The 21,466-nt window shown below is 61.9% G+C and carries 14 protein-coding genes and 1 riboswitch; of the genes, 8 read left to right on the top strand and 6 right to left on the bottom strand.

All coding sequences use genetic code 11. The features are described 5' to 3' along the window. Window positions 1-120 precede the first annotated feature (120 nt). The 4 genes from PTE30175_RS09890 to boxA all read left to right on the top strand — a co-directional run bounded on the left by PTE30175_RS09890 (window position 121) and on the right by boxA (window position 5,617). Complete coding sequence (locus PTE30175_RS09890; protein ID WP_224788699.1) at window positions 121-1,014, top strand: helix-turn-helix transcriptional regulator; 894 nt, start codon at window positions 121-123, stop codon at window positions 1,012-1,014. 102 nt (window positions 1,015-1,116) lie between these two features. Then, window positions 1,117-2,772 (top strand): 2,3-epoxybenzoyl-CoA dihydrolase, encoded by a 1,656-nt coding sequence (gene boxC, locus PTE30175_RS09885; protein WP_150696899.1) that lies wholly within the window; start codon window positions 1,117-1,119, stop codon window positions 2,770-2,772. A 128-nt stretch (window positions 2,773-2,900) separates the two neighbouring features. Next, window positions 2,901-4,328 carry a benzoyl-CoA 2,3-epoxidase subunit BoxB gene (gene boxB / locus PTE30175_RS09880; protein WP_150696898.1) on the top strand — a complete coding sequence of 476 codons (1,428 nt, stop codon included), beginning with the start codon at window positions 2,901-2,903 and terminating at the stop codon, window positions 4,326-4,328. A 29-nt stretch (window positions 4,329-4,357) separates the two neighbouring features. Further along, window positions 4,358-5,617, top strand: a complete 1,260-nt coding sequence (gene boxA / locus PTE30175_RS09875; protein ID WP_150696897.1) for a benzoyl-CoA 2,3-epoxidase subunit BoxA — start codon at window positions 4,358-4,360, stop codon at window positions 5,615-5,617. Between the two features lie 127 nt (window positions 5,618-5,744). Here the strand turns inward: boxA and PTE30175_RS09870 are convergent, their stop codons facing one another. Continuing rightward, window positions 5,745-9,473: a calcium-binding protein gene (locus tag PTE30175_RS09870; protein ID WP_150696896.1), complete on the bottom strand. Its 3,729-nt coding sequence runs from the start codon at window positions 9,471-9,473 to the stop codon at window positions 5,745-5,747. Window positions 9,474-9,482: 9 nt separating this feature from the next. Continuing rightward, complete coding sequence (locus PTE30175_RS09865; RefSeq protein WP_150696895.1) at window positions 9,483-10,145, bottom strand: hypothetical protein; 663 nt, start codon at window positions 10,143-10,145, stop codon at window positions 9,483-9,485. A 605-nt stretch (window positions 10,146-10,750) separates the two neighbouring features. Here PTE30175_RS09865 and PTE30175_RS09860 point away from each other — a divergent pair. After that, window positions 10,751-11,332 carry a DJ-1/PfpI family protein gene (locus tag PTE30175_RS09860; protein ID WP_150696894.1) on the top strand — a complete coding sequence of 194 codons (582 nt, stop codon included), beginning with the start codon at window positions 10,751-10,753 and terminating at the stop codon, window positions 11,330-11,332. 233 nt (window positions 11,333-11,565) lie between these two features. Then, window positions 11,566-12,819 (top strand): hypothetical protein, encoded by a 1,254-nt coding sequence (locus tag PTE30175_RS09855; RefSeq protein ID WP_150696893.1) that lies wholly within the window; start codon window positions 11,566-11,568, stop codon window positions 12,817-12,819. Window positions 12,820-12,934: 115 nt separating this feature from the next. Here the strand turns inward: PTE30175_RS09855 and PTE30175_RS09850 are convergent, their stop codons facing one another. The 4 genes from PTE30175_RS09850 to xsc form a co-directional block, all read right to left on the bottom strand. Continuing rightward, complete coding sequence (locus PTE30175_RS09850; protein ID WP_150697095.1) at window positions 12,935-14,353, bottom strand: NAD(P)/FAD-dependent oxidoreductase; 1,419 nt, start codon at window positions 14,351-14,353, stop codon at window positions 12,935-12,937. Between the two features lie 47 nt (window positions 14,354-14,400). Then, entirely contained in the window at window positions 14,401-14,808 is a 408-nt protein-coding gene (locus tag PTE30175_RS09845; protein ID WP_150696892.1) for a nuclear transport factor 2 family protein, read from the bottom strand. Window positions 14,809-15,042: 234 nt separating this feature from the next. After that, window positions 15,043-16,452, bottom strand: a complete 1,410-nt coding sequence (locus PTE30175_RS09840; protein ID WP_150696891.1) for an amino acid permease — start codon at window positions 16,450-16,452, stop codon at window positions 15,043-15,045. Window positions 16,453-17,058: 606 nt separating this feature from the next. Beyond that, on the bottom strand, window positions 17,059-18,831 hold the full coding sequence (gene xsc, locus PTE30175_RS09835) for a sulfoacetaldehyde acetyltransferase (protein ID WP_150696890.1): 1,773 nt from the start codon (window positions 18,829-18,831) through the stop codon (window positions 17,059-17,061). A gap of 475 nt (window positions 18,832-19,306) precedes the next feature. Here xsc and PTE30175_RS09830 point away from each other — a divergent pair, with 475 nt between their 5' ends. Continuing rightward, window positions 19,307-20,059, top strand: a complete 753-nt coding sequence (locus tag PTE30175_RS09830) for an IclR family transcriptional regulator (RefSeq protein WP_150696889.1) — start codon at window positions 19,307-19,309, stop codon at window positions 20,057-20,059. Between the two features lie 64 nt (window positions 20,060-20,123). Further along, complete coding sequence (locus PTE30175_RS09825) at window positions 20,124-21,221, top strand: bifunctional enoyl-CoA hydratase/phosphate acetyltransferase (RefSeq protein WP_150696888.1); 1,098 nt, start codon at window positions 20,124-20,126, stop codon at window positions 21,219-21,221. A gap of 71 nt (window positions 21,222-21,292) precedes the next feature. After that, window positions 21,293-21,399, top strand: a riboswitch (ZMP/ZTP riboswitch). Window positions 21,400-21,466: the final 67 nt, after the last annotated feature.

Here is a 21,466-nt window from a genome sequence, read left to right as displayed (position 1 = left end):
TTTTGCGACGCATGGTGAAAATTAGATCATGCAGTTTTCTCTGTCAAGCAATATATTACATGTTATCTGATTTGAGGATCTCGCCTCATGAATAAGAGTGCGCATGCCGATGGGCTGCCGATGGCCCGTGCCATCCCTGAAAAAACTGCCGACAAGGACCCGTTTCTGGTGGCTCTGGGTGAGCGCGTACGCACCCTGCGTGCCCGTCGGGGGTTGACGCGCAAGGCGTTGGCGGGAGATGCCGGCGTGTCCGAGCGGCACGTCGCCAATCTGGAATCGGGGGTCGGAAATGCCTCCGTCTTGTTCCTGCGCCAACTGGCACAGGCATTAAATTGCACATTGGCGGAAATTGTCGGTGACGAAACCACTTCCTCCGCGGAGTGGCTGCTGATCCGCGAAATCCTGCACGGCCGCGATGGCGAGGCGCTCACGCGAGCCCGCCAGGCGCTGACCGAGCTGTTCGCCGGCAGCGAACGGGACCCCGACCGTCGCGGCCGAATCGCACTGATCGGGCTGCGCGGCGCAGGCAAGTCCACGCTCGGCCGTATGCTGGCCGACGACCTGCGCGTGCCGTTCGTCGAACTGAACCGCGTCATCGAGCAACTGGCCGGCTGTCCGCCGTCGGAAATCTATTCCCTGTATGGCTCGGGCGCCTATCGGCGCTATGAACTGCGTGCGCTCGAAGCCGTCGTGGCGGAGCATCCGCGTGCCGTGATCGCCTCGCCGGGCGGGATCGTCAGCGATGCCGCCACGTTCAATTTCCTGCTCACCCATTGCTATACGGTCTGGCTGCAGGCGTCCCCGGAAGAGCACATGAAACGCGTCGTCGCGCAGGGCGATCTGCGCCCGATGTCCGGCAATACTGAGGCGATGGATGACCTGAAGCGCATTCTGGCGGGCCGTGCCGACTTCTATGCCAAAGCGGACATGAGTTTCGACACGAGCGGCAAGGCCCTTGCCGACACGTATCTGCAGCTGCGCGGACGTCTCGCAGTGCAGCTGTCGGTAGAGTGATCTGCAAAATATTACATTTTTGTGGTTATAAATGATTGACGCGGGAAGTTTGCTGCACTATATTGCAATCCAACAAGATCATTATTCGTGTTGGAGGCAAACATGTTCGGCAAACCCCACGTCGATTACCGTACCGATCCGTCCCAGTACAAGCACTGGAAGTTGAGCTTCGAGGGCCCTGTCGCCACGCTGGCGATTGATATCGCCGAAGATGGCGGCATCCGCGAGGGCTACAAGCTCAAGCTCAATTCGTACGATCTCGGCGTCGACATTGAATTGCACGACGCGCTCCAGCGCGTGCGCTTCGAACATCCGGAAGTGAAGACGGTCGTCCTGACCAGCGCAAAGGACCGCGTTTTCTGCTCCGGGGCGAACATCTTCATGCTGGGCCTGTCCTCGCATGCCTGGAAGGTGAATTTCTGTAAATTCACGAACGAAACCCGCAATGGCATTGAGGATTCCAGCCGCCATTCCGGGCTGAAGTTCCTGGCGGCGGTCAACGGCGCATGCGCCGGCGGCGGTTATGAACTGGCGCTCGCTTGCGATGAAATCTACCTCGTCGACGACCGCTCGTCTTCGGTGGCTTTGCCGGAAGTGCCGCTGCTGGGCGTGCTGCCCGGCACGGGCGGTCTCACGCGTCTGACGGACAAGCGTCACGTGCGACATGACCGCGCCGACATCTTCTGCACGATCGTCGAAGGCGTGCGCGGCGAGCGTGCCAAGCAATGGCGTCTGGTCGACGAAGTTGTCAAGCCGGCGCAATTCCAACAGGCGATTGCCGCCCGTGCCCTCGAGCTGGCCGCACAGAGCCACCGTCCGGGCGGCAAGGGCGTGACGTTGACCCGTCTCGAGCGCACCGATGAGCCCGACGCCATCCGTTACGAATTTGTCGACGTGGAGATTGACCGCCATGCCCGCACTGCGAGCCTGACGGTCAAGGCGCCGAACACTGCGCCGCCGGCCGATATCGACGGCATCGAGGCGCAAGGCGTGCGCTGGTGGCCGCTGCAAATGGCGCGCGAACTGGACGACGCCCTGCTGAACCTGCGCACCAACGAACTTGACATCGGCACGTGGATCTTGCGCACCGAAGGCGACGCCAGGCACGTGCTTGCCGCCGACGCCTCGCTGCTGGCCCATCAGGACCACTGGCTGGTGCGTGAGACGATCGGCATGCTGCGCCGCACGTTCGCCCGTATCGACGTGTCATCGCGCTCGCTGTTCGCGCTGATCGAGCCGGATTCATGCTTCGCCGGCACCCTCGCAGAGTTTGCGTTCGCCGCCGATCGCACGTATATGGCTGCGCTGCCCGCCAGCGAAGAAGACGAGCCGGCTATCACGCTTTCGGAAGCCAACTTCGGTTTGCTGCCGATGGTTACCGGGCAGTCGCGTCTGGCGCGGCGCTTCTATGACGACGCGGGTGAGCTGGAAGCCGTGCGTGCCACGGTCGGCCGTCCGGTGCGCCCTGACGAAGCCGAACGGCTCGGAATGGTCACGGCCGCCGTCGACGATCTCGATTGGCCGGACGAAATCCGCATCGCCCTGGAAGAACGCGCGGCGATGTCGCCCGATGCGCTGACCGGCATGGAAGCGAACCTGCGCTTCAATGGCCCGGAAACGATGAACACGCGCATTTTTGGCCGCCTGTCGGCATGGCAGAACTGGATCTTCATCCGGCCGAATGCGGTCGGTGAGAAGGGTGCGCTCAAGGTGTACGGCAAGGGTGGCCGCGCCCAGTTCGATCTCAACCGCGTGTAAGGCACATCGATTGCGCAAGGCGGCGCACGGCAACGTCCTCCGCCGGTGCAACGGCGTCTTCACGTTCAGACAAGCATCGTTTTCCGGACTCGACATTCGCGCCGCCGGCGCAACAAGGATCCTCACAAATGGCTTCGATCAATTACAGCGAAAAGATCCCCAACAACGTCAACCTGTCGGACGACCGCACGCTGCAACGCGCGCTGGAGCAATGGCAGCCGAACTTCCTGTCCTGGTGGGGCGACATGGGCCCGGACGGCTCGCATGACTTCGACGTCTACCTGCGCACCGCGGTGAGCGTCGATCCGAGCGGCTGGGCGCACTTCGATCACGTCAAGATGCCCGACTACCGTTGGGGCATTTTCCTGACGCCGGGCGAACAGGACCGCAAGATCCATTTCGGCGAGCACAAGGGCGAAGCCGTGTGGCAGGAAGTCCCGGGCGAGCATCGCGCCAACCTGCGCCGCATCATCGTCACGCAAGGCGATACGGAACCGGCGTCGGTCGAGCAGCAGCGCCACCTCGGCCTGACGGCCCCGTCGATGTACGACCTGCGCAACCTGTTCCAGGTCAACGTCGAGGAAGGCCGCCATCTGTGGGCGATGGTCTACCTGCTGCACCGCTACTTCGGCCGCGACGGCCGCGAGGAAGCCGAAGCGCTGCTGGGGCGCCGTTCGGGTGACGAGGACAATCCCCGTATCCTGGGCGCGTTCAACGAGCGCACGCCTGACTGGCTGGCGTTCTACATGTTCACTTACTTCACGGACCGCGACGGCAAGTTCCAGCTGTCGGCGCTGGCCGAGTCGGGTTTCGATCCGTTGGCGCGCACGACCAAGTTCATGCTGACGGAAGAAGCGCATCACATGTTTGTCGGCGAATCGGGCGTATCTCGCGTGATTGCCCGCACGGCGCAAGTGATGAACGAGCTCAAGACGGACGACGTGAGCAAGATTCGCGCGGCGGGTGTTATCGATCTCGAGACGATCCAGCGTTACATCAACTTCCATTACTCCGTGACGATCGACTTGTTCGGCGCGGACCAGTCGTCGAACGCGGCGATCTTCTATAGCTCGGGTTTGAAGGGCCGCTATGAAGAGGGCAAGCGCGAAGACGATCATCAACTGAATGGTCAATCGTACCGTCTGCTCGATGTTGCCGACGGCAAGCTCGTCGAGCGCGAAGTGCCGATGCTCAATGCGATGAACGAAGTCCTGCGCGACGACTACATCAAGGATTCGGTCGCCGGCGTGAATCGTTGGAACAAGGTGCTCGAAAAGGCCGGCATCGATTTCCGCCTGACCGTGCCGCACAAGGCGTTCAATCGTCAGATCGGCACGTTCGCCGGGGTGCGCGTGGCGCCGGACGGCCGTGTGATCAGCGAGACCGAGTGGGCCGCCAACGAACGTGACTGGCTGCCGACGGCGGAAGACCGTGCGTATGTGGCGTCGCTGATGGGACGCGTGACCGAGCCGGGCAAGTTCGCCAACTGGATTGCGCCGCCCCCGATGGGCATCAATCGCCAGCCGATCGATTTCGAATACGTCCGCTTCAATTGAGCGGCCGGTCGCGGTAAGGAGACAGCATCATGAACGGCCCCGTTCCGGTCGAAGTCCTGAAGCAGCATCTGATCGATCCGGAGATCTGCATTCGCTGCAATACGTGCGAAGAGACGTGTCCGGTCGACGCGATTACGCATGACGAGAACAACTATGTCGTGCGCGCGGACACGTGCAACGGCTGCATGGCGTGCATTTCGCCATGCCCCACCGGGGCCATCGACAGCTGGCGTGAAGTGATCAAAGCCGAGGCGTACAGCCTCGAGGATCAGTTCGGCTGGGATGAGCTCCCGTCGCAAAATGATTCGCTGGCCGGATTGGCGGGCGCGGTGGCCGGTATCGGCGAGGCGGGCAAGAGCGGCACGGAAAGCGTGTCAGACGCGCCGGCCCTCGGCGGCTCGGACATGGTGCGCGGTTCGGTTGTGCCGCCATGGTCCGCGGCCAAGCCGTACGTCAATCTGTACAACCACAAGGCGCCAATCCAGGCGACCGTGGTCGGCAACTACCGGTTGACGGACACGAGCGCGGAAAGCGACATCCATCACATCGTGCTCGATTTCGGCAAGTTGCCGTTCCCCGTGCTCGAAGGCCAGTCGATCGGCATTCTGCCACCGGGCACGACCCAGGACGGCAGGGCGCATCATGCCCGCCAGTATTCGATTGCGAGCCCGCGCGACGGCGAGCGGCCCGGTTATAACAACCTGGCGTTGACCGTGAAGCGGGTCACGCATGACCATCAGGGCCGCGAGGCGGGCGGCGTCTGCTCGAACTATCTGTGCGATCTGCAGAAGGGCGATGTCGTGAACGTCATGGGGCCGTTCGGCGGCACCTTCCTGATGCCGAATCACCCCGATTCGCATCTGCTGATGATCTGCACGGGCACCGGGGCCGCACCGATGCGCGCGATGACGGAGTACCGCCGCCGTCGCCGCCTGAAGGGCGCCACGGGCAAGCTGATGCTGTTCTTCGGCGCACGCACGCAGGGCGAACTGCCGTATTTCGGTCCGCTGCTGAATCTGCCGAAGGATTTCATCGACACGAACCTCGCGTTCTCGCGCACGCCGGGACAGGCCAAGCGTTATGTCCAGGACGCCATGCGCGAGCGGGCGGCCGATGTGGCGGCGCTCCTGCGTCACGACGACACGTTTGTTTACGTTTGCGGGCTCAAGGGAATGGAAGACGGCGTGCTGCAATCGCTGCAGGTCATCGCGGCCGACGCCGGCCTGGATTGGAGCGCCCTGTGGCAACGGCTGAAGACCGAAGGGCGGTTGCATCTGGAAACGTATTGAGCGGCAAGGCTCGTGACGGTGTCTGGTAGGCGGATTCGAGTTCCGGCTCGCGTGTCGGCGAAGGTCGCTGGCGCACTTCAAAACGGAGCGCGCCAGCGCAAGGCGAGGCGGTTATGTTCGCCGGCGACTACTGCCAGTTTGCAGCGAGCATCGGCGCGAGCGCGGGCTTTGGGTCGTTGGGTGATGTACTCTGTCCTGGCGTCTGTGGTGAAAACGCCGCCATGGCGCTCACCAGTTGATCGACTTGAGTGTCAACGGGCAGCAGGTTATTCGTGTGGCTATGTGGCCGTGAATGGGTCGCGTTTTCAGCACCCCGTTGCAGCGTGTTCACCTCGCCATATGAGCTGCTTTTTCCATCGAGCATCGGGTCATCGTTGCTGGCCAACTTGGTTGCGGAGCGATACAACGCATGGGCAGCGAGCGCTTCCAGCGCCCTGATGTCGCGAACGGCGGGCCGGTCGAGTACGGTACCGTCCGTGAACTTTAGTTGCTCGATGCCGTAGCGGGGATCGTCGTAGAAATTTTTGATGGTCAACGTGTTGCCTGAATCGGTTATCGTGATCACCAGATCACGGCTGGAATACACGCGCTTGAATGTCAGGTCCTTGACCGAGATGTCAGCATCGAAAATTACCGAATCAATGCTCGACGCGTTGTGATCCCATGACTCCGTTATGACGTCGTTCCCCGATCGTCGGCCGAACAGATAGGTATCCGACCCGCGTGCACCGTCGAGCAAGTCGTCGCCAAGTCCCCCGTCCAGGATATCGTCCCCCGCTCCGGCCCTCAGTATGTCGTCGCCATCATGTCCGCGGAGTGTGTCGTTCCCGGAGGTGCCATGGAGCTCATCGTTCCCGGAAGTGCCTACCGCTGCGATGGCTGCAATTGCAAACGGATCAAGGATCGTGCCATCGGCAAACTTGAATTGTTCGATGCCGTAGCCCCATCCCCTCGTGACGCTCATGCCAAACCCCTTGATCGTCAAGGTATTGCCGGAACCCGCGATGGTAATCACCAAATCACCGCCGTCATTCAGGCGTTTGAACGTCAGGGCGTTTGGCATGATATCGGCATCGAAAACGACGGTATCGACGCCCTTTTTATAGAAATCGCTCCCCGAATCGGCAATCGTGTCGTTCCCCGATCGCCGGCCGAACAGATACGCGTCGGAACCTTCGCCACCATCCAGATAGTCGTCGCCAAGTCCCCCGTCCAGGATATCGTCACCCGCTCCGGCCCTCAGTATGTCGTCGCCATCATGTCCGCGGAGTGTGTCGTTCCCGGAGGTGCCAAAGAGCACATCGTTCCCGGAAGTGCCTATCGCAGCGATGGCTGCAATCGCAAACGGGTCAAGGATCGTGCCGTCGGAAAACTTGAATTGGTCGATGCCGTAGCCCGGTCCCCACGTGACGCGCTTGCCAAACTCCTTGATCGTCAAGGTATTGCCGGTACCCACGATGGTAATGACCAAATCATAGCCGTTATTCACGCGATTGAACGTCAGGTCGTTTGGCGTGATATCGGCATCGAAAACGACGGTATCGCCGCTTGTTCCATGCCGGTCGGGCCCCGAATCGGCAATCGTGTCGTTCCCTGATCGCCGGCCGAACCGATACGTGTCGGAACCCCAGCCGCCATCCAGGAAGTCGTCGCCAGCGCCGCCGATCAACGTATCGTTGCCGTCCCCGCCATACAACCTGTCGTTACCCACGCCGCCGATCAGCGAATCGTTGCCGTCCCCGCCATACAACGTGTCGTTTCCCGCGTCGCCGATCAGCGAATCGTTGCCGTTCCCGCCATACAACGTGTCGTTTCCCGCGCCGCCAATCAGCGAGTCGTCGCCGTCCCCGCCATACAACGTGTCATTACCTTCGCCTCCGTCGAGATGATCGTTACCCGCACGGCCCTCCAACTTATCGTTGCCACGACCGCCTCTGAGTCGATCGTCTCCAGCGTCGCCTATGACATGATCGTCACCAAATAGCCCGAAGTCGGACAGGGCCTCCGAGAATTCGTCATTGCCGCTAATGCCAATCTTCTGCAGCGCCAGCACAATATCCTTGCCGCGCTGTCCGAGCCCGTTGAAACCGAGCGCAATCTCAGAGATATCGTCAATGCATTGCGTTTTGTCAGCCGCGAATCGTTCGCGCAGCGCGTCGACAAGTCCGCTCACGTCAAAGGTGATTCCGTCCTTGGAAATGTCTGCAATCGCAATTTTTTCGAACAGGTCGGCATAATATGATTTGAGCAGCAGGCCGCCATAAAGATGTGTGCGTAACTGCTCGTAGGCATCCAGGACAGCCTTTGCTGCATCCGGGCCCGGATTTGGGTTGCCATTCTGCGTAAAGGGAGTTCCGAGGAATGCTTCCATGACATGCAGCTTTCGAGCGTCGGACAGATAACTACCCCGGCTATTGGGCGAGATGGCCTCGACGCCGCTCCATATGAACAGAATATTCTCGAACAGACTTGCCCGGGCAATTGAGTTGCGTTCCTTCGTGAACTGTTCAACAAGATCCCGAAGTCGTCCTGAAGTGTCGCGAGCCATCGCCTGCCGCAAGCTGGGGATGTTGCCTGCGCCGCTCAATTCGGGCAAAGCCATGATCTCAGGGCTCAGGGCTTCAATGCGTTTGTCTATGCTTTTGGCGTGGTCCATTTCAAACCAGACATCGGTGACACCGCCCTTCGTGCCATCGGCTTTTGTATAGCTGCCGGTTTGCCTGTGCTGATTGCCGGCGTCGTCTTTGTGAGTTGATGTCTCGTAGGAGAGATCGATGCTCCTGACACCTGCTTCGGCTAGCGTTACTAGCTCTCCTTCGGAGACCCGCCCATCGCTATTGGCGTCTTTCCATACCCGGAGTTTGGTGAACGCGTCGTCCGATGCGTCGAATTTGCCGTCGCCGTTGCTGTCGAGATCCGACAGGGCGGCGAATCCATTGTCGGCTCGGCGGCCATCCGTGCGTCGGGTGTGATTGCCGAAAAGCTCGCTGCCATCGTCAATCTTGCCGTTGTTATTGCGATCCCAGACGAGCAGGCCGTCGTCGGGGCCGGCCCATCCGGTGCGCTCGGCAAAGCCATTGCCATCGTGATCGAAATGGATGTTCTCTTTCACACTGATGGTCTCGACACCGTCTCCGTCGAGATCGAGAATCAATGGACTGGTCGAGTTCGCAGCGTTGGCCACTTGGGGACGCAGGGCGTCGATAAGGGCGTTGATGCCGTCCTGACCGGAAATCAGCGCGCGGGCTATCGCTTCTGCCAAGGCATTGGGTAACGCGCCTTCGGCACCTTCGATATTCGATTGGATGGCGATGCCGAGGTTTTTCATGTAGTTGCCGGTGGACTCCTCGGTGACCGATTTGAAATCCCGACCGAGGCCTCCGAACAGGATTGGTAAAGCGTCACCTAGCGTACCGGCCCACGCCCACGCGGGGAGGTCCAGGCCGTCGACGGCTTGTTTCACGTCCATGTTGATGATGTCTTCGGCGGGAGGTATGCCGTTGTTCTCTAATATTGAATCGAAAACGTTGATGGCCAACCTGTTCGATTCAGTTTGGAATTTTTGATCGGATATTTCAATTCCCAGTTGTCGTCCTGCGGCTTTTGTGGTGGTTCTCACGAACTCTGACTTGAAAGTCGAGTCGTTGGAATTGATGCTGGCTGCGTTGGCGAGCCAGTTGCTTATGATTTCTAGATCTTTCGACACATCATTGTTGTGCCCTTGTTGGTGTTGGGACTCAACAATGGATCGAATGTAAAGATATCCACCGGCATAACTGTTAGAGTCTTTGAAATTTTGTAGTGCGGCGCGCTGAAGATCGGATAATTCGATAATTGTTTTAGAATATTTCGACATGCGAACACCTCATGCGGAGCATAGTGAATTTAGAAATCGGAGGACTGCGCCATCAACCCTGTCAAAGTTTTCGAAGTCTTTTAATTTGCTCGACTCATTAAATTCTTTGAATTGATGCTTCGATAAGCCGTAGTCGGCTTCTATTTCTGGTGTTAGTTCTCTGTAGACTCTGGCCATCGTCCCCCATCCCGGATCAATTAGTATAGGATTTCCGTTTTCATCATCTTTTGAGTAATACTCATCATCATCCGCCCCGGTCTTTGCTTTATCTTTGTAGATGACAAAATCTCCATGTTTTCCTATGGGGACTAGCTTCATGCCGTGGGTTATGATTCTCTCGGTGCGCTTCAACTTCGATCTGGCGCGCATGTAATCTCTGGACCCATAATTCACCATCGATACTCTGATGTAATCCGGGGTAAGCGCCCCCCAGGTTCGGTATGGTGTCATGTCCGGATAACTCAGGAGAAACGTGACGACGATCTCGCCAACATGTGGGTTGTATTTCCCAGGGATTCTGCAATTAACATCGCCAAACGTTAATTCAATAACAGAATTATTTCTTTCGTTGATTCTGTCATTGATCGATTTATCAAGGAGAAACAACCCACCGGCGATAACCGAGAAAAGAGATAGAAATATTGCAAGGCGTTGTCTAAGTGTAAGTGACATGAGCCTTCCCGATTGATTGATCTTCATTGTGAAAAACAGATCGGCAACTTGATATGTAGTCGTTGGTACATAAGTCTAGCGCTCTTCAGTGCTGTTTCATACGCGTTGTGAAGCATTCGGATTTATCCCAATTGGCGTCGTGGAAACGTGTTTTCAGCGACGTGGTGGTGAGTGCCTTGGGGAGTGAGTGTGTAAGCATTCGCTCAGATTTAACGTAAGCGAAGACGCAGTAGTGAACATATCAATGCCGCTTTCACTCACTTAATAATGGTCACGTTCACGTCGCGATAAGCTAGGAATAATCGCTGCCTTGGTTGCCACAGAGGTGTTGATTCCACACGGATCGGGTGTCGGAACCGGCCGTCGGCTTTGGAATTTCGACACATTCGTTCAATACTTGCGCACATGTCGGCGAGACGTACGCCGACGATCCGGAGCAGCGCGCTCACGGGCACCTCATCCCCGTCACACTCGCGTCTTCTGATCGATGTAACATCTGGCTATTCCCGTCCGGCGGGCAACCCCCGCGTACTTCGTGCGAGTGCGGGCCATCGAGGTCCTCCGGGCGACGGCAGCGAACGTATTCCCTCGTGAAGGAGACTGACATGAGCAAGAAACGTATCCTCGTACTGGCTGGCGATTACGTCGAAGACTATGAACTGATGGTGCCCGTGCAGGCGCTGTCCATGCTCGGCTACCGTGTCGATGTCGTGTGTCCGGGCAAGCGGGCGGACGAACAGATCCGCACGGCGATTCATGATTTCGAAGGCGATCAGACCTACAGCGAAAAGCGTGGCCACAATTTCACGCTCAACGCCACGTTCGGCGACCTCAATCCGGGCGATTTCGACGCGCTCATCGTCCCGGGCGGGCGCTCCCCCGAGTATCTGCGCCTGAATGGCGACGTGCTCGAAGTGGTGCGGCACTTTGCCGACGCGGACAAACCCATTGCTGCGATTTGCCACGGTGCGCAACTGCTCGCCGCCGCAGGTGTGCTCAAAGGCCGCGAATGCTCGGCCTATCCGGCGTGCGCGCCGGAAGTGCGTCTCGCCGGTGGCACCTACATCGAAAAGAAGATGGACGAAGCGCACACGCAGGGCAATCTCGTCACCGCTCCGGCGTGGCCGGCGCATCCCGCGTGGCTGGCGCAATTCCTGGTCCTGCTGGGGGCGCGGGTAGAGATTTGAGATGCGCGGCGCCGCCCTGCGGAGACGGCGTATTGGCCGCGCGTTTTCCAAAGCATTGGCGCTGAACGGCATCCATAATCGGACGCTTTCCAATTCCCGCAGCGGGCGGAGGTCGCACGCGATCTGCGCCCGCCGATGTCGTGACGCTCAGCGCTTTCTCCCGAACCGGCTTTTCCCGAACACATGCCTCGCCGATACCCGCAGGCCAGCCTGCTCACGTGCCGGCAGGCGCGGTGCAGCTTACGCCTGGCGTTCTCGATTGCACAACCGCACGGCGGGCTGACGTCGGCCGCCTTCGCCCGGCAGGCAGCTCGCCGACTGCTTACCTTCGCGTGGCGTTGCGCGCCGGAAACGGGGCTACGCACATCTATCGCGTGAAGTCATGCACCAGCCGCAAACACGCGGCAGAGGAGCGGCTGGCAGGGGCGCTGTTTGCCTTGACGGGGCTGCGCACGCCGCCTGTGCGGCTGGCCGATCACTGCTCTCAGTGGGTGGATGGCACGCAAATCCCCGACAAGGTCTATCTGGCCTCCGAATGGGTCGAGTCCTTCGAGGACTTAGGGCATTGGTTGACGGGCCCGCATGCACGGGCTGCCATTGTGCGCGCCTTCCCGGACGCTTCCGAAAACTACGATACGTTGTGCGCCATTGCGCTTGCCGCCGAGCACCACATGCAGCAATGCTGTGGCGGCCGGCCATTCTGGCAACTTGCCGGTGACGCGGCAGCGCGCCATCGCGCCGCCCACGCGCGCCGTTTTGCCGCGCTCGAAGCCTTGAACCGGCTATTGCCCGTCGCCTATCGAAACGAGCAGGAGCGGCACTATCTGGCGTCGTTGTGGATCGGTAACTGGGACCCGCTCAACTGCCATATGGAGAATTTCGGCTATTGCGCCGACGCGACGGGGGCGCCGCGCGGCATGACCCTCGATTTCGGTGCGGCCCTGCAGATGGGTTTCCAGGGGCAACTCAAGGAAGACAATTTCGAGGTGGTCGTCTCGCAGCGGGCACAGTTGCGCTCACTGGCGCCCATCGAGCAGCATTTTGCGCGAGCCGATGCAGCGTTCGGTCCGTCGCTGCCGTCAGGGCCGCTGGCCGGTCCCGGCGTGCTGCCCTATGGACGACAGTTGGAAACGTGCGTCGAACGTTTGCGGGCGGTGGATCCGGACCGGGACGTTGCAACCCTCGCCGACAGCGGCAGTGCGCTGTCGATTTCTGTCGAGATGGCGTACCGGTTGCAGCGGATCTCCGACAGCGCGATTGCGGCTGTCGTCGCCGACTGCCGGGCCGACCCGGCGCCGGACGACACACTGGCGTGGCGCCGCGAGGACGAGGTGGCAGCATTGATGATCGCACGGCGGGAAGACTGCGTTCGTCGCCTCGGCCACGGCTGGGTTAAGCGTTGGGCGACATTACATGCGGCGCGGGCAAGGGCCATCGCACTTCGCCAGGATCGTCTGCTCGAGGATGCGATGCGATGTCCGTCATAAAAAAGACCGTGGCCGCCCACTCAGCCACGGTCATCAACACTGCGCGGTACGCGTGTCTCGGCACGCGTCATCGAAACGCCTGCACATCGGCAATTGCGCAGGCTGGCACCGGCTTTCAGGCGCGTTCGTCGCGGAAGTGATACCAATGGAACAACATGCGCTGGCCGATGCGGCGGAACGGTGCGAAGACATGCCCGGGCAACGGCGACGTAAAGATCGGCAGATCGAGCGAGCGCCCCTGGCCGGCGATCCATTGGGCAAGCCGGCGGCCCGCCTGCGCGGAATACATGACGCCGTTGCCGCCGTAGCCCATCGCGTAGTACGCGGTCTGGTTGGGATCGGGCTGGGTAATGCGCGGCATCATGTCGTGGCTGACGTCGACCCATCCCCACCACGAATAGTCGATCTGGATGCCCTTGAGCGCCGGGAATTTCCGGCCCAGGCCCTCGATCAGCAACTGCTGATGGCGCGCCGCAGGTGCATCGATGCCGGTAATCGCGCTGCGGCTGCCAATCTGCACGCGATTGTCGGGCAAGCGGCGGTAATAGAAGCGCAACGTGCGCGTGTCGGTGATGACTTCCGTCGTCCGGAAATTGCAGGCGTCGAGTTCCGCCGCGGTCAACGGGCGCGTCACCATCGAATTCGACAGGATCGGCATGATCTTGTTGCGCAGCAGCGGGTTCAGCGTCTGCGACGTGTAACCGCCGGTCGCCACGCCCACGGCGCGCGCGCGCACCACGCCGCCCGGCGTCGTCAGGTAATGCAAGCCGTCGCGGGTTTCCCACTTTGTGACCGGGCTCGACGGATGCACCGTGGCGCCGGCCTCGCGCGCCATGCGCAGGTAACCGTACGCCAGCTTGAGCGGATGTACGCCGATGCCGTCAGGCTCATGCATTGCGCCGCAGCATTCGGCGTCGTCCAGATACTCGCGCGCGACCGTCGCCCGGTCGAGGATGCGCGTGGGATAGCCGAATACCTTGTTCAGCACTTCGGACTCACTGCGCAGCTTTTCCAGCGCCCACGGGCGGTGCGCAATATAAAGATGCCCGCCCGGCTGCGGATCGCACTGGATGTTGCCGCTCTGGATCAGGCCCTTGAAATAGTCGAAGCCGTCGCGAATTTCGGCATGCATGCGCAGGGCGACGTCTTCGCCCCAGCGGGCGATCCACTGGGACCGCGACAGACGTCCCGACGCATTCTGCGCTTGCCCGCCATTGCGGCTGGTGCAACCCCAACTGACGCGATTGGCTTCGAGCACCGTGGCCTTGATGCCATATTCCCGCGCCAACTCCTGCGCGGCGACGAGCCCGGTGAAGCCCGCGCCGATGATGGCGACGTCGACGTCCATGTCGTGCGTGACCGGCCCGTCATCCTCGGGGGCCGGGCCGGCCGTCGCAACCCAGTACGTGGGCGCGTAGTCGCGGCCGCGGCCGGGATTGTCGGCGACGAGCGGATCGTATTGCGGGTCGTACGCCGAACTGGGCGCTGTCGCGCCAGTGGCCAACCGCGTGGAGTTGGCGGGCTTGAGCGTCATGTGCATGATGGCTGCCTCTGTTCGCATCGATCGGGGGGCGCGCCGGATCAGCGCTGTGCGCCGGCGACCGGGGGACGGTCCTTGCGGAACGCATTCTTGACGGCGATCTTGCCGTCGCGGAACGTAAATACGTCGACGCCGCGGGCTTCAATACGGGTGCCGTCGGCCTTGGTGCCGACGAAGGTCCATTCGGACACGCCCCGGTCGCCGCAGACGAAGTGATCGCCGTCGAGCCACTGGGCATCGGGGAACGTTTGCCAGGCCAGCGCAAAGCCCTCGCGGACGGCCGCGCGGCCCTTGAACGTCTTGCCCAGCAGCTCGGGGCCGGCGGCGGCGTGAAACTCGCAGTCGTCCGCCATGAAGGTCATCAGGCCGTCGAGATCGTGGCGGTTCCAGGCATCGCTGAAAGCCTTGAGGAAGTCGGCGCCGTTGGCAGGCTGGTGGGTCTTGTCCATCGAAATAGTCTCCGTTATCTATGGGGGAATGCGGCAAGGCGCGCGGCAGGGGCGGCAAACGCCGCATCCGCCACGACAGCCTGTTGTTTGTCATTGAATCAGTTGGCTGGCGCTGGCGTTAGGGCCAGTTGGCCCCGTTCGTGTGAGCCAGCACGGGAGCCAGCGCGCGTGTGCCAGCACCCGCCTGCCATGCATGCACGGCGGGCGGGTGGGGGGAGGGAAAGTCCTTAGGGCCTAGATCTCGAACCCGGGATCGGGCGCGCGCAGCTTGCGCCAGATCGAGCGCACCGTGTAGGCGAGGAGCAAAACGGCGAGACTGACGACCCCGAGCGCGAGCGGCGTGCGCTGGTCCGGCAGGAAGGCCATTGCGCCGACAATGCCGAGCATGCCCGCGATGGCCACGTAAGTCAGATACGGAAAGCACCACATCCGCACACGAAGCTTGCCTGGCGAGTGGCGCTCGAGCCGGCGGCGCAGGCGCAATTGCGAGAACGCGATCAGGACATAGACAAAAATCGCGACGGTGCCGTACGAATTGACGAGAAACGCGAACACTGTGTCGGGCGAGACATACGACATGACGACCGCCGCGTAGCCGAAAACAGTACCGATCAAAATGGCCCGGACCGGCACGCCGCGCTTGTTCAGGCGTGCCAGCGATTTGGGTGCGTCACCGCGCCGGGTCAGCGCGAACAGCATGCGCGACGACGCGTACAGCCCCGAATTGAGCGCGGAGAGCACGGCCGTCAGGACCACCGCGTTCATGATGTGCGCGGCCGCCGGGATACGCATGGCTTCGAGCGCGCTCACGTAAGGCGTGGCCATGCCGGCGGAGTCCCAGGGCACGAGCATCACCACCAGCAGGATCGAGCCGATATAGAAGAACAGTACGCGGCCGATCACCGAATTCGTGGCGCGCGCCACTGCCTGCTGGGGCTCCTTCGCCTCGGCGGCAGCGATCGTCACGATTTCCGCGCCGAAGTAGAAGCCGGTTGCCGCCACCGCACCCGCCAGTACCGGACCGACGCCGTTCGGCATGAATCCGCCGTGGGACAACAGGTGGCCGGTGCTGGCCACCGTGTGCGGCCAAAGCCCGAACACGAACAGCCCGCCAAGCAGCAGGAAGACCACGATGGCCGCGACCTTGATCGATGCGAACCAGAATTCGAATTCCCCATATGAGGAAACGGACACCAGGTTCGTGCCGGTCAGCACCACCAGCAGGACAAGACTGATGGCCCACGCGGGGATGTCCGGCAGCCAGAACTGGATCAGCGATGCGCCGGCCACGGCCTCGACCGCCACGACGATGACCCAGAAATACCAATACATCCATCCGGTGAGGAATCCGGCGAGTTCGCCGCCGCCGGGCTTGTCGTCCCATGCGAGCCGGGCATACTCGTAGAACGAGCCGACGGCGGGCAGGGCGCAGGCCATTTCGCCAAGCATGCGCATGACCAGCACGACGAGTGCACCGGTAATGAGGAACGACACAATCGCCGCCGGTCCGGCCGCGTGGATGACCACCCCGCTGCCGACGAACAAACCTGCACCGATCACGCCACCCAGCGCGATCATGCTCATGTGGCGTTGTTTCAAACTGTGCTGCAACTGCTGCGGGGAGCGCTTTTCATGGTTTAGCATGCCGACCTCCTTGATCTGTCGGGCAGGACGGCTTCATGCGGCGAGAACGCGGGTGTGCGCGCGCCCGGGGCGCCAGGGTGCCCCGAGTCCGCCTTGCAGCGGCGGATGCGCACGGTGAGCGCAACATCGGTCAATACACGACGCGCACGTGTCCACACGCTCGGATGAAGCCGAGTGAATTCAGAAAAAAACGCGGAAAAATTCAGTGAATGTCCGCGGTCTGCGGCGCTGCGTCAGTGACGTTGCGCCGGCTGCCGGGGTGTTGCGGGTGGCTCGTGGCCAAACGGGATGGGCGAGTCCGGCGGCAAGATGCCGGTCGCGACGACATGGGGGGAATCTGCGCGGGAAGGACCCGCAAAATTACATTGAACGACTACCACACTGCCTCCTGAATACCTGTAACAAACGCTCTATTCCGAGTCATTCGGCCGGCGTCTTGCGATCGGGTGATACGGTCGGGGGATATTGCCGTTTTGCGCGCATCGCGCGCACGCGTCGTGGGTTCGCGCACGAACAGGGTACAGCCTTCAGGTGCACGGCGCCGCCGGTAAAGCGGCGCCGTGCGGCCGGGCCGCCCGATACGGACGGCTCGGCGGACTTTCAGTTTCAGACGAAGTCCTTGTACTTCTCGAGCAAACGGACCGGCATCGACAGCGCGTCGCGGCGGAACGGATCGCCAAGTTCGCGCGTGACCATCACTTCGATCACGGTCGTCTTGCCTTCCTTCTGCGCAGCGCATGCGGCGGCGAGGGCGGGGCCGACATCCTGCAGGCTGTCGATCGTCACGCCTTGCGCGCCCATCGAGCGTGCGATGGCGGCAAAGCTCGGATTTTCCAGATCCGTGCCGACGAAACGACGGCTGTAGAAGTCGACCTGATTCTTCTTTTCCGCGCCCCACTGCTTGTTGTGGAACACCACGGCCGTGACCGGGATGTTTTCACGCACGCAAGTCAGGATTTCGCCGAAGCTCATGCCCCAGGCGCCGTCGCCGACATAGGCCACGGCCGGACGATCCGGCGCGGCGACCTTGGCGCCGATGATGGCCGGGAACGCATAGCCACAGTTGCCGAAGCTCATGGCGGCAAACATCGAACGCGGTTGCTCGAAGCGCAGGTAGCTGTTTGAGACCGAGCAGATATTGCCGATGTCGGTCGAGACCATGGCGTCCTTCGGCATGGCTTTTTCCAACTCGCGGAGCATCTGGCGCGGGTGCATTTCCTTGGCGTTCTTGATCACGTCAAGGCTGTACGGATCGCGCTCGTGCGTCCATTCGTTCAGCTCGCCTTCCCACGCAGCCTTTTCCTTCGCGATGTCGGCCAGGCGCGCGTCGCGGTTGCCGTGGCAAGTCAGCGTCCGCCCCTTCAGGCGTTCGGCCAGCGCCAGCGCTGCGGAGCGGGCGTCGCCGCACAGGCCCACGGAGATCTTCTTCACGAGGCCCAGCATCTTCGGATCGGCGTCGACCTGAATGATCTTCGCGTTCTTCGGCCAGTAATCGAGGCCGTGCTGCGGCAACGTGCCGAACGGTCCGAGCCGGGTGCCGAGCGCGAGCACGACGTCGGCCTTTTCCATCAGCTTCATGCCGGCCTTCGAGCCCTGATAGCCGAGCGGGCCGCACCACAGGCGATGGCTTGCCGGGAACGAATCGTTGTGGAGATAGCTGTTGACGACCGGGGCATCGAGCAATTCAGCGAGGCCCACGGCGGCGTCCGTGCCGTTGGACATCACCACGCCGCCGCCGGCCAGGATCACCGGGAATTTCGCCGAAGCGAGCAGGTCGGCTGCTTCCGTCAGGGCCTGCAAACCGCCCGGGCCGTTTTCGATGCGGATCGGCGAGGGAATCTCGTACTCGTATTCGCCGTAGAAGTAGTCACGCGGAATATTCAGTTGCGTCGGCCCCATGTCGAGCATGGCGCGGTCGAAGCAGCGCGCCGTGATCTCGGCCATGCGGCGCGGGTTGTTCACGTGGCCCTGGAATTTCGTGATCTTCGAGAAGATCGGCAACTGTTCCGTTTCCTGGAAGCCGCCGAGGCCCATCGTCATCGTGCCCGATTCCGGCGTGATCATGACCACCGGGCTGTGCGCCCAGTACGCGGCGGCGATCGAGGTGACGAAATTCGTAATGCCGGGACCGTTTTGCGCCATGCACACGCCATGGCGGCCCGAGACGCGGGAATAGCCGTCGGCCATGTGCCCGGCGCCTTGCTCGTGCACCGTCGGGATGTAGCGGATACCGGCGGCCGGGAAGATGTCGAGGGCGTCCATGCAGGCCGAGCCGACGATGCCGAACACGTCGGTCACGCCGTTGGCGACCAGCGTTTCGACGAACGCTTCAGACGGCGTCATCTTCGTTTTGCCCTGAATGACCTTGCGATTGTCCATGGTGTGTCTCCTGTCAGAAATAAGTCCAAGCAGCCAGAAAGTGTGGCGAAAAGGGTGCGACGGTCGCGACGGGCGCGGGTTGCCTGCGGTGGCGCGGTCCCCCGATCGGGGCCGCGGATCTGTTTCCGAAGCTCTTTTGAAAAATGTGGAACAAATCGTACGAATAATTCTTGGGCATCAAAAACAAAATGGCAATACCCGTTACAAAAAATTTTTTCGGGACGATTCGTTGACAAAAATGTATTTGTCAACGATAGTGCATTTCATGCGATCCGTCATCCGTCCCCCTATGACTGGCAACACGCCGACCGCAGGCCAGGAAGCCTTGCGGGGCGAGGCGTTGGCGCCTGTTGAGGGGGCGCGGGAGAACCGGGTAAACACCGAAAAAATTCGGAATGAATCCCAAGTCCGCGGGGAGGGGGAGGCCGTCAACCGGTACAATGGAGCCGTTTCATTTTTCGGAACGGAAGACGGCATGAACAAAGCTGACACGCCCACCCTGCGGGCATTTGCGCTGCTTGAACACATGGTCCACGCGGACCGTCCGCTGACGCTCGCGGAGATTGTGCAGGACTTCGACGCGCCGAAGGCGTCGCTGCACCGGATGCTGAGCGCCCTCGAGGCGGGCGGGCTGGTGATTCGCGAGCCGGGGGCGAAGAATGCCTATGCGGTTGGGCCGCGGCTTGCGCAGCTGGGTATGCGGATCGTCATGCATTCGGGCGGGCGGCGCCAGCGTCACGCGATCCTGAGCCGGCTGGTCGGCGATCTCGGCGAGACCTGCAACCTGACCATGTTGCATAACACCGAGGTGCTGTATCTCGATCGCATGGAAGCGCCGTGGCCGTTGCGCCTGGACCTGAAGCCGGGTTCGCAGGTGCCGGTGCATTGTTCCGCATCGGGCAAGTTGTTGATGGCTTTGCTGCCGAAAGACGAGCGCGCGACGCTGGTGCGTCAACTGAAGCTCGATCGCTTTACGGCCAACACGATTACCGATGTCGAAATGCTTGAGGCGGAGCTCGACCGCATCGCCTACAAGCAGATCGGCGTCGACAACGAGGAATTCGTGGCGGGCATCGTCTGCGTGGCGGCGCCCGTCGTGAGCGCGCAGGGCGAAGCGCTGGCCGCGATCGCCGTGCACGCGCCGGTGTCCCGTACGCCGCTGTCGCGCGCGCTCGAGTTCGTGCCGCGTCTGCAGACGGCGGCTCAGGATCTGGCCAAAACGTTCTAACGCGCCCGCCGGCGCGGCCGCATGGGCGGCCGTCATCCATGGTACGGGCGCGACCGGAGGAGACATGTCGCACCCGCAGCCGCTTCACCCGTCGGACTCGCCTGGCCGTTCGCAGGGCAAGTCACCACCAACGCAGCCCGGATCCCAGCCGCAAAATGGCGGGGCGCGGGCTCAATACGCCTATCCCCATTTGCAGGCGCTCATCGCGCGCGCGTCCGGCCGCGGGGCGGTGATCGCCGTGGCCTATCCGTGCGAGGCACTGGCTTTGTCGGCGAGTCTCGACGTGGCGGCGCAGGGATTGGCGGAACTGCGGCTTGTCGGGCCGCGCGCGCGCATCGAGGCGACGGCCGCCGAGGCCGGGCTCGAACTCGGCGGCGCGGTGATCGTCGACACGCCGGACGATCCGCTGGCCGCCGCACGCAAGGCGGCGGCGCTGGTCATGGACGGCGAAGCGCACGCCCTGATGAAGGGCAGCCTGCACACGGACGAACTGATGAGCGTGGTCGTGAGCCGCGAGACCGGTTTGCGCACGGCGCGGCGCGTCTCGCATGTCTTCATGTTCGACCTGCCGGACGTCGCGCAGCCGCTGATGATGACGGATTGCGTCGTGAACATTGCGCCGGACCTGTTGGTCAAGCGCGACATCGTGCAGAACGCCATCGATCTGGCGAGGGCCATCGGCATTGCCAGGCCGTATGTCGGGATTCTGTCGGCGACGGAAGCCGTGAATCCAGCGATTCCCGGCACGCTCGACGCCGCGGCGTTGTGCAAGATGGCCGACCGGGGGCAGATCACGGGCGGGGTGCTGGACGGCCCGCTGGCGTTCGACAACGCGATTTCGGCGGAGTCGGCGCGCATCAAGCACATCGAGTCGCCGGTCGCGGGGCACCCTGACATCCTGCTCGTGCCCAATCTGGAAGCGGGCAACACCCTGTACAAATCGCTCGTTTATCTGGGACATGCCGAATGCGCGGGGCTGGTGCTGGGAACGCGCGCCCCGGTCATCCTGACGAGCCGCGCCGATTCGGCGTTTTCCCGGCTCGCCTCGGCGGCGCTGGGCGTGTTGGCGGCGGGTATTGGGCAGACCGCCGCCGGTGCGGCGGTTCCGGGGAGCGCCGCACAAGGCGAATCCCCGGACACCACGGCACAGGCGCGCGCCTGACCCCGGCGGCGACGGCCCACGGCGTGGGCCGGTTGCCTAACATCCTAAGCTCGCATACACTATGGACGCCACAAACCCCGCGTGACTGGCGATTAAGGTGTGCCCTCGGCACGCCTGAGGTGGATCAACCCACCGGGAAGCGCTGGGGTGTTTTTTGCCGTTCGCCTGGGCAGCCGTGATGGCGGTGCTGCCCTGCCTATTGCTTTCTTGCACATAAAAGAAGGCATCTTGCACCGTTCTTCCCG

The sequence above is a fragment of the Pandoraea terrae genome (assembly GCF_902459695.1).
Classification (GTDB): domain Bacteria; phylum Pseudomonadota; class Gammaproteobacteria; order Burkholderiales; family Burkholderiaceae; genus Pandoraea; species Pandoraea terrae.
The sequence above is the reverse complement of the archived record's forward strand: the minus strand, read 5'-3'. Positions and strand labels throughout refer to the sequence as shown.

Coding starts and splice junctions, on each gene's coding strand:
- boxA (WP_150696897.1), top strand. CDS start 4,358: ATGAACGGCCCCGTTCCGGTCGAAGTCCTGAAGCAGCATCTGATCGAT.
- PTE30175_RS09845 (WP_150696892.1), bottom strand. CDS start 14,808: ATGGACAAGACCCACCAGCCTGCCAACGGCGCCGACTTCCTCAAGGCT.
- PTE30175_RS09870 (WP_150696896.1), bottom strand. CDS start 9,473: ATGTCGAAATATTCTAAAACAATTATCGAATTATCCGATCTTCAGCGC.
- PTE30175_RS09840 (WP_150696891.1), bottom strand. CDS start 16,452: ATGCTAAACCATGAAAAGCGCTCCCCGCAGCAGTTGCAGCACAGTTTG.
- xsc (WP_150696890.1), bottom strand. CDS start 18,831: ATGGACAATCGCAAGGTCATTCAGGGCAAAACGAAGATGACGCCGTCT.
- boxB (WP_150696898.1), top strand. CDS start 2,901: ATGGCTTCGATCAATTACAGCGAAAAGATCCCCAACAACGTCAACCTG.
- PTE30175_RS09830 (WP_150696889.1), top strand. CDS start 19,307: ATGAACAAAGCTGACACGCCCACCCTGCGGGCATTTGCGCTGCTTGAA.
- boxC (WP_150696899.1), top strand. CDS start 1,117: ATGTTCGGCAAACCCCACGTCGATTACCGTACCGATCCGTCCCAGTAC.
- PTE30175_RS09860 (WP_150696894.1), top strand. CDS start 10,751: ATGAGCAAGAAACGTATCCTCGTACTGGCTGGCGATTACGTCGAAGAC.
- PTE30175_RS09850 (WP_150697095.1), bottom strand. CDS start 14,353: ATGACGCTCAAGCCCGCCAACTCCACGCGGTTGGCCACTGGCGCGACA.
- PTE30175_RS09825 (WP_150696888.1), top strand. CDS start 20,124: ATGTCGCACCCGCAGCCGCTTCACCCGTCGGACTCGCCTGGCCGTTCG.
- PTE30175_RS09865 (WP_150696895.1), bottom strand. CDS start 10,145: ATGTCACTTACACTTAGACAACGCCTTGCAATATTTCTATCTCTTTTC.
- PTE30175_RS09890 (WP_224788699.1), top strand. CDS start 121: ATGGCCCGTGCCATCCCTGAAAAAACTGCCGACAAGGACCCGTTTCTG.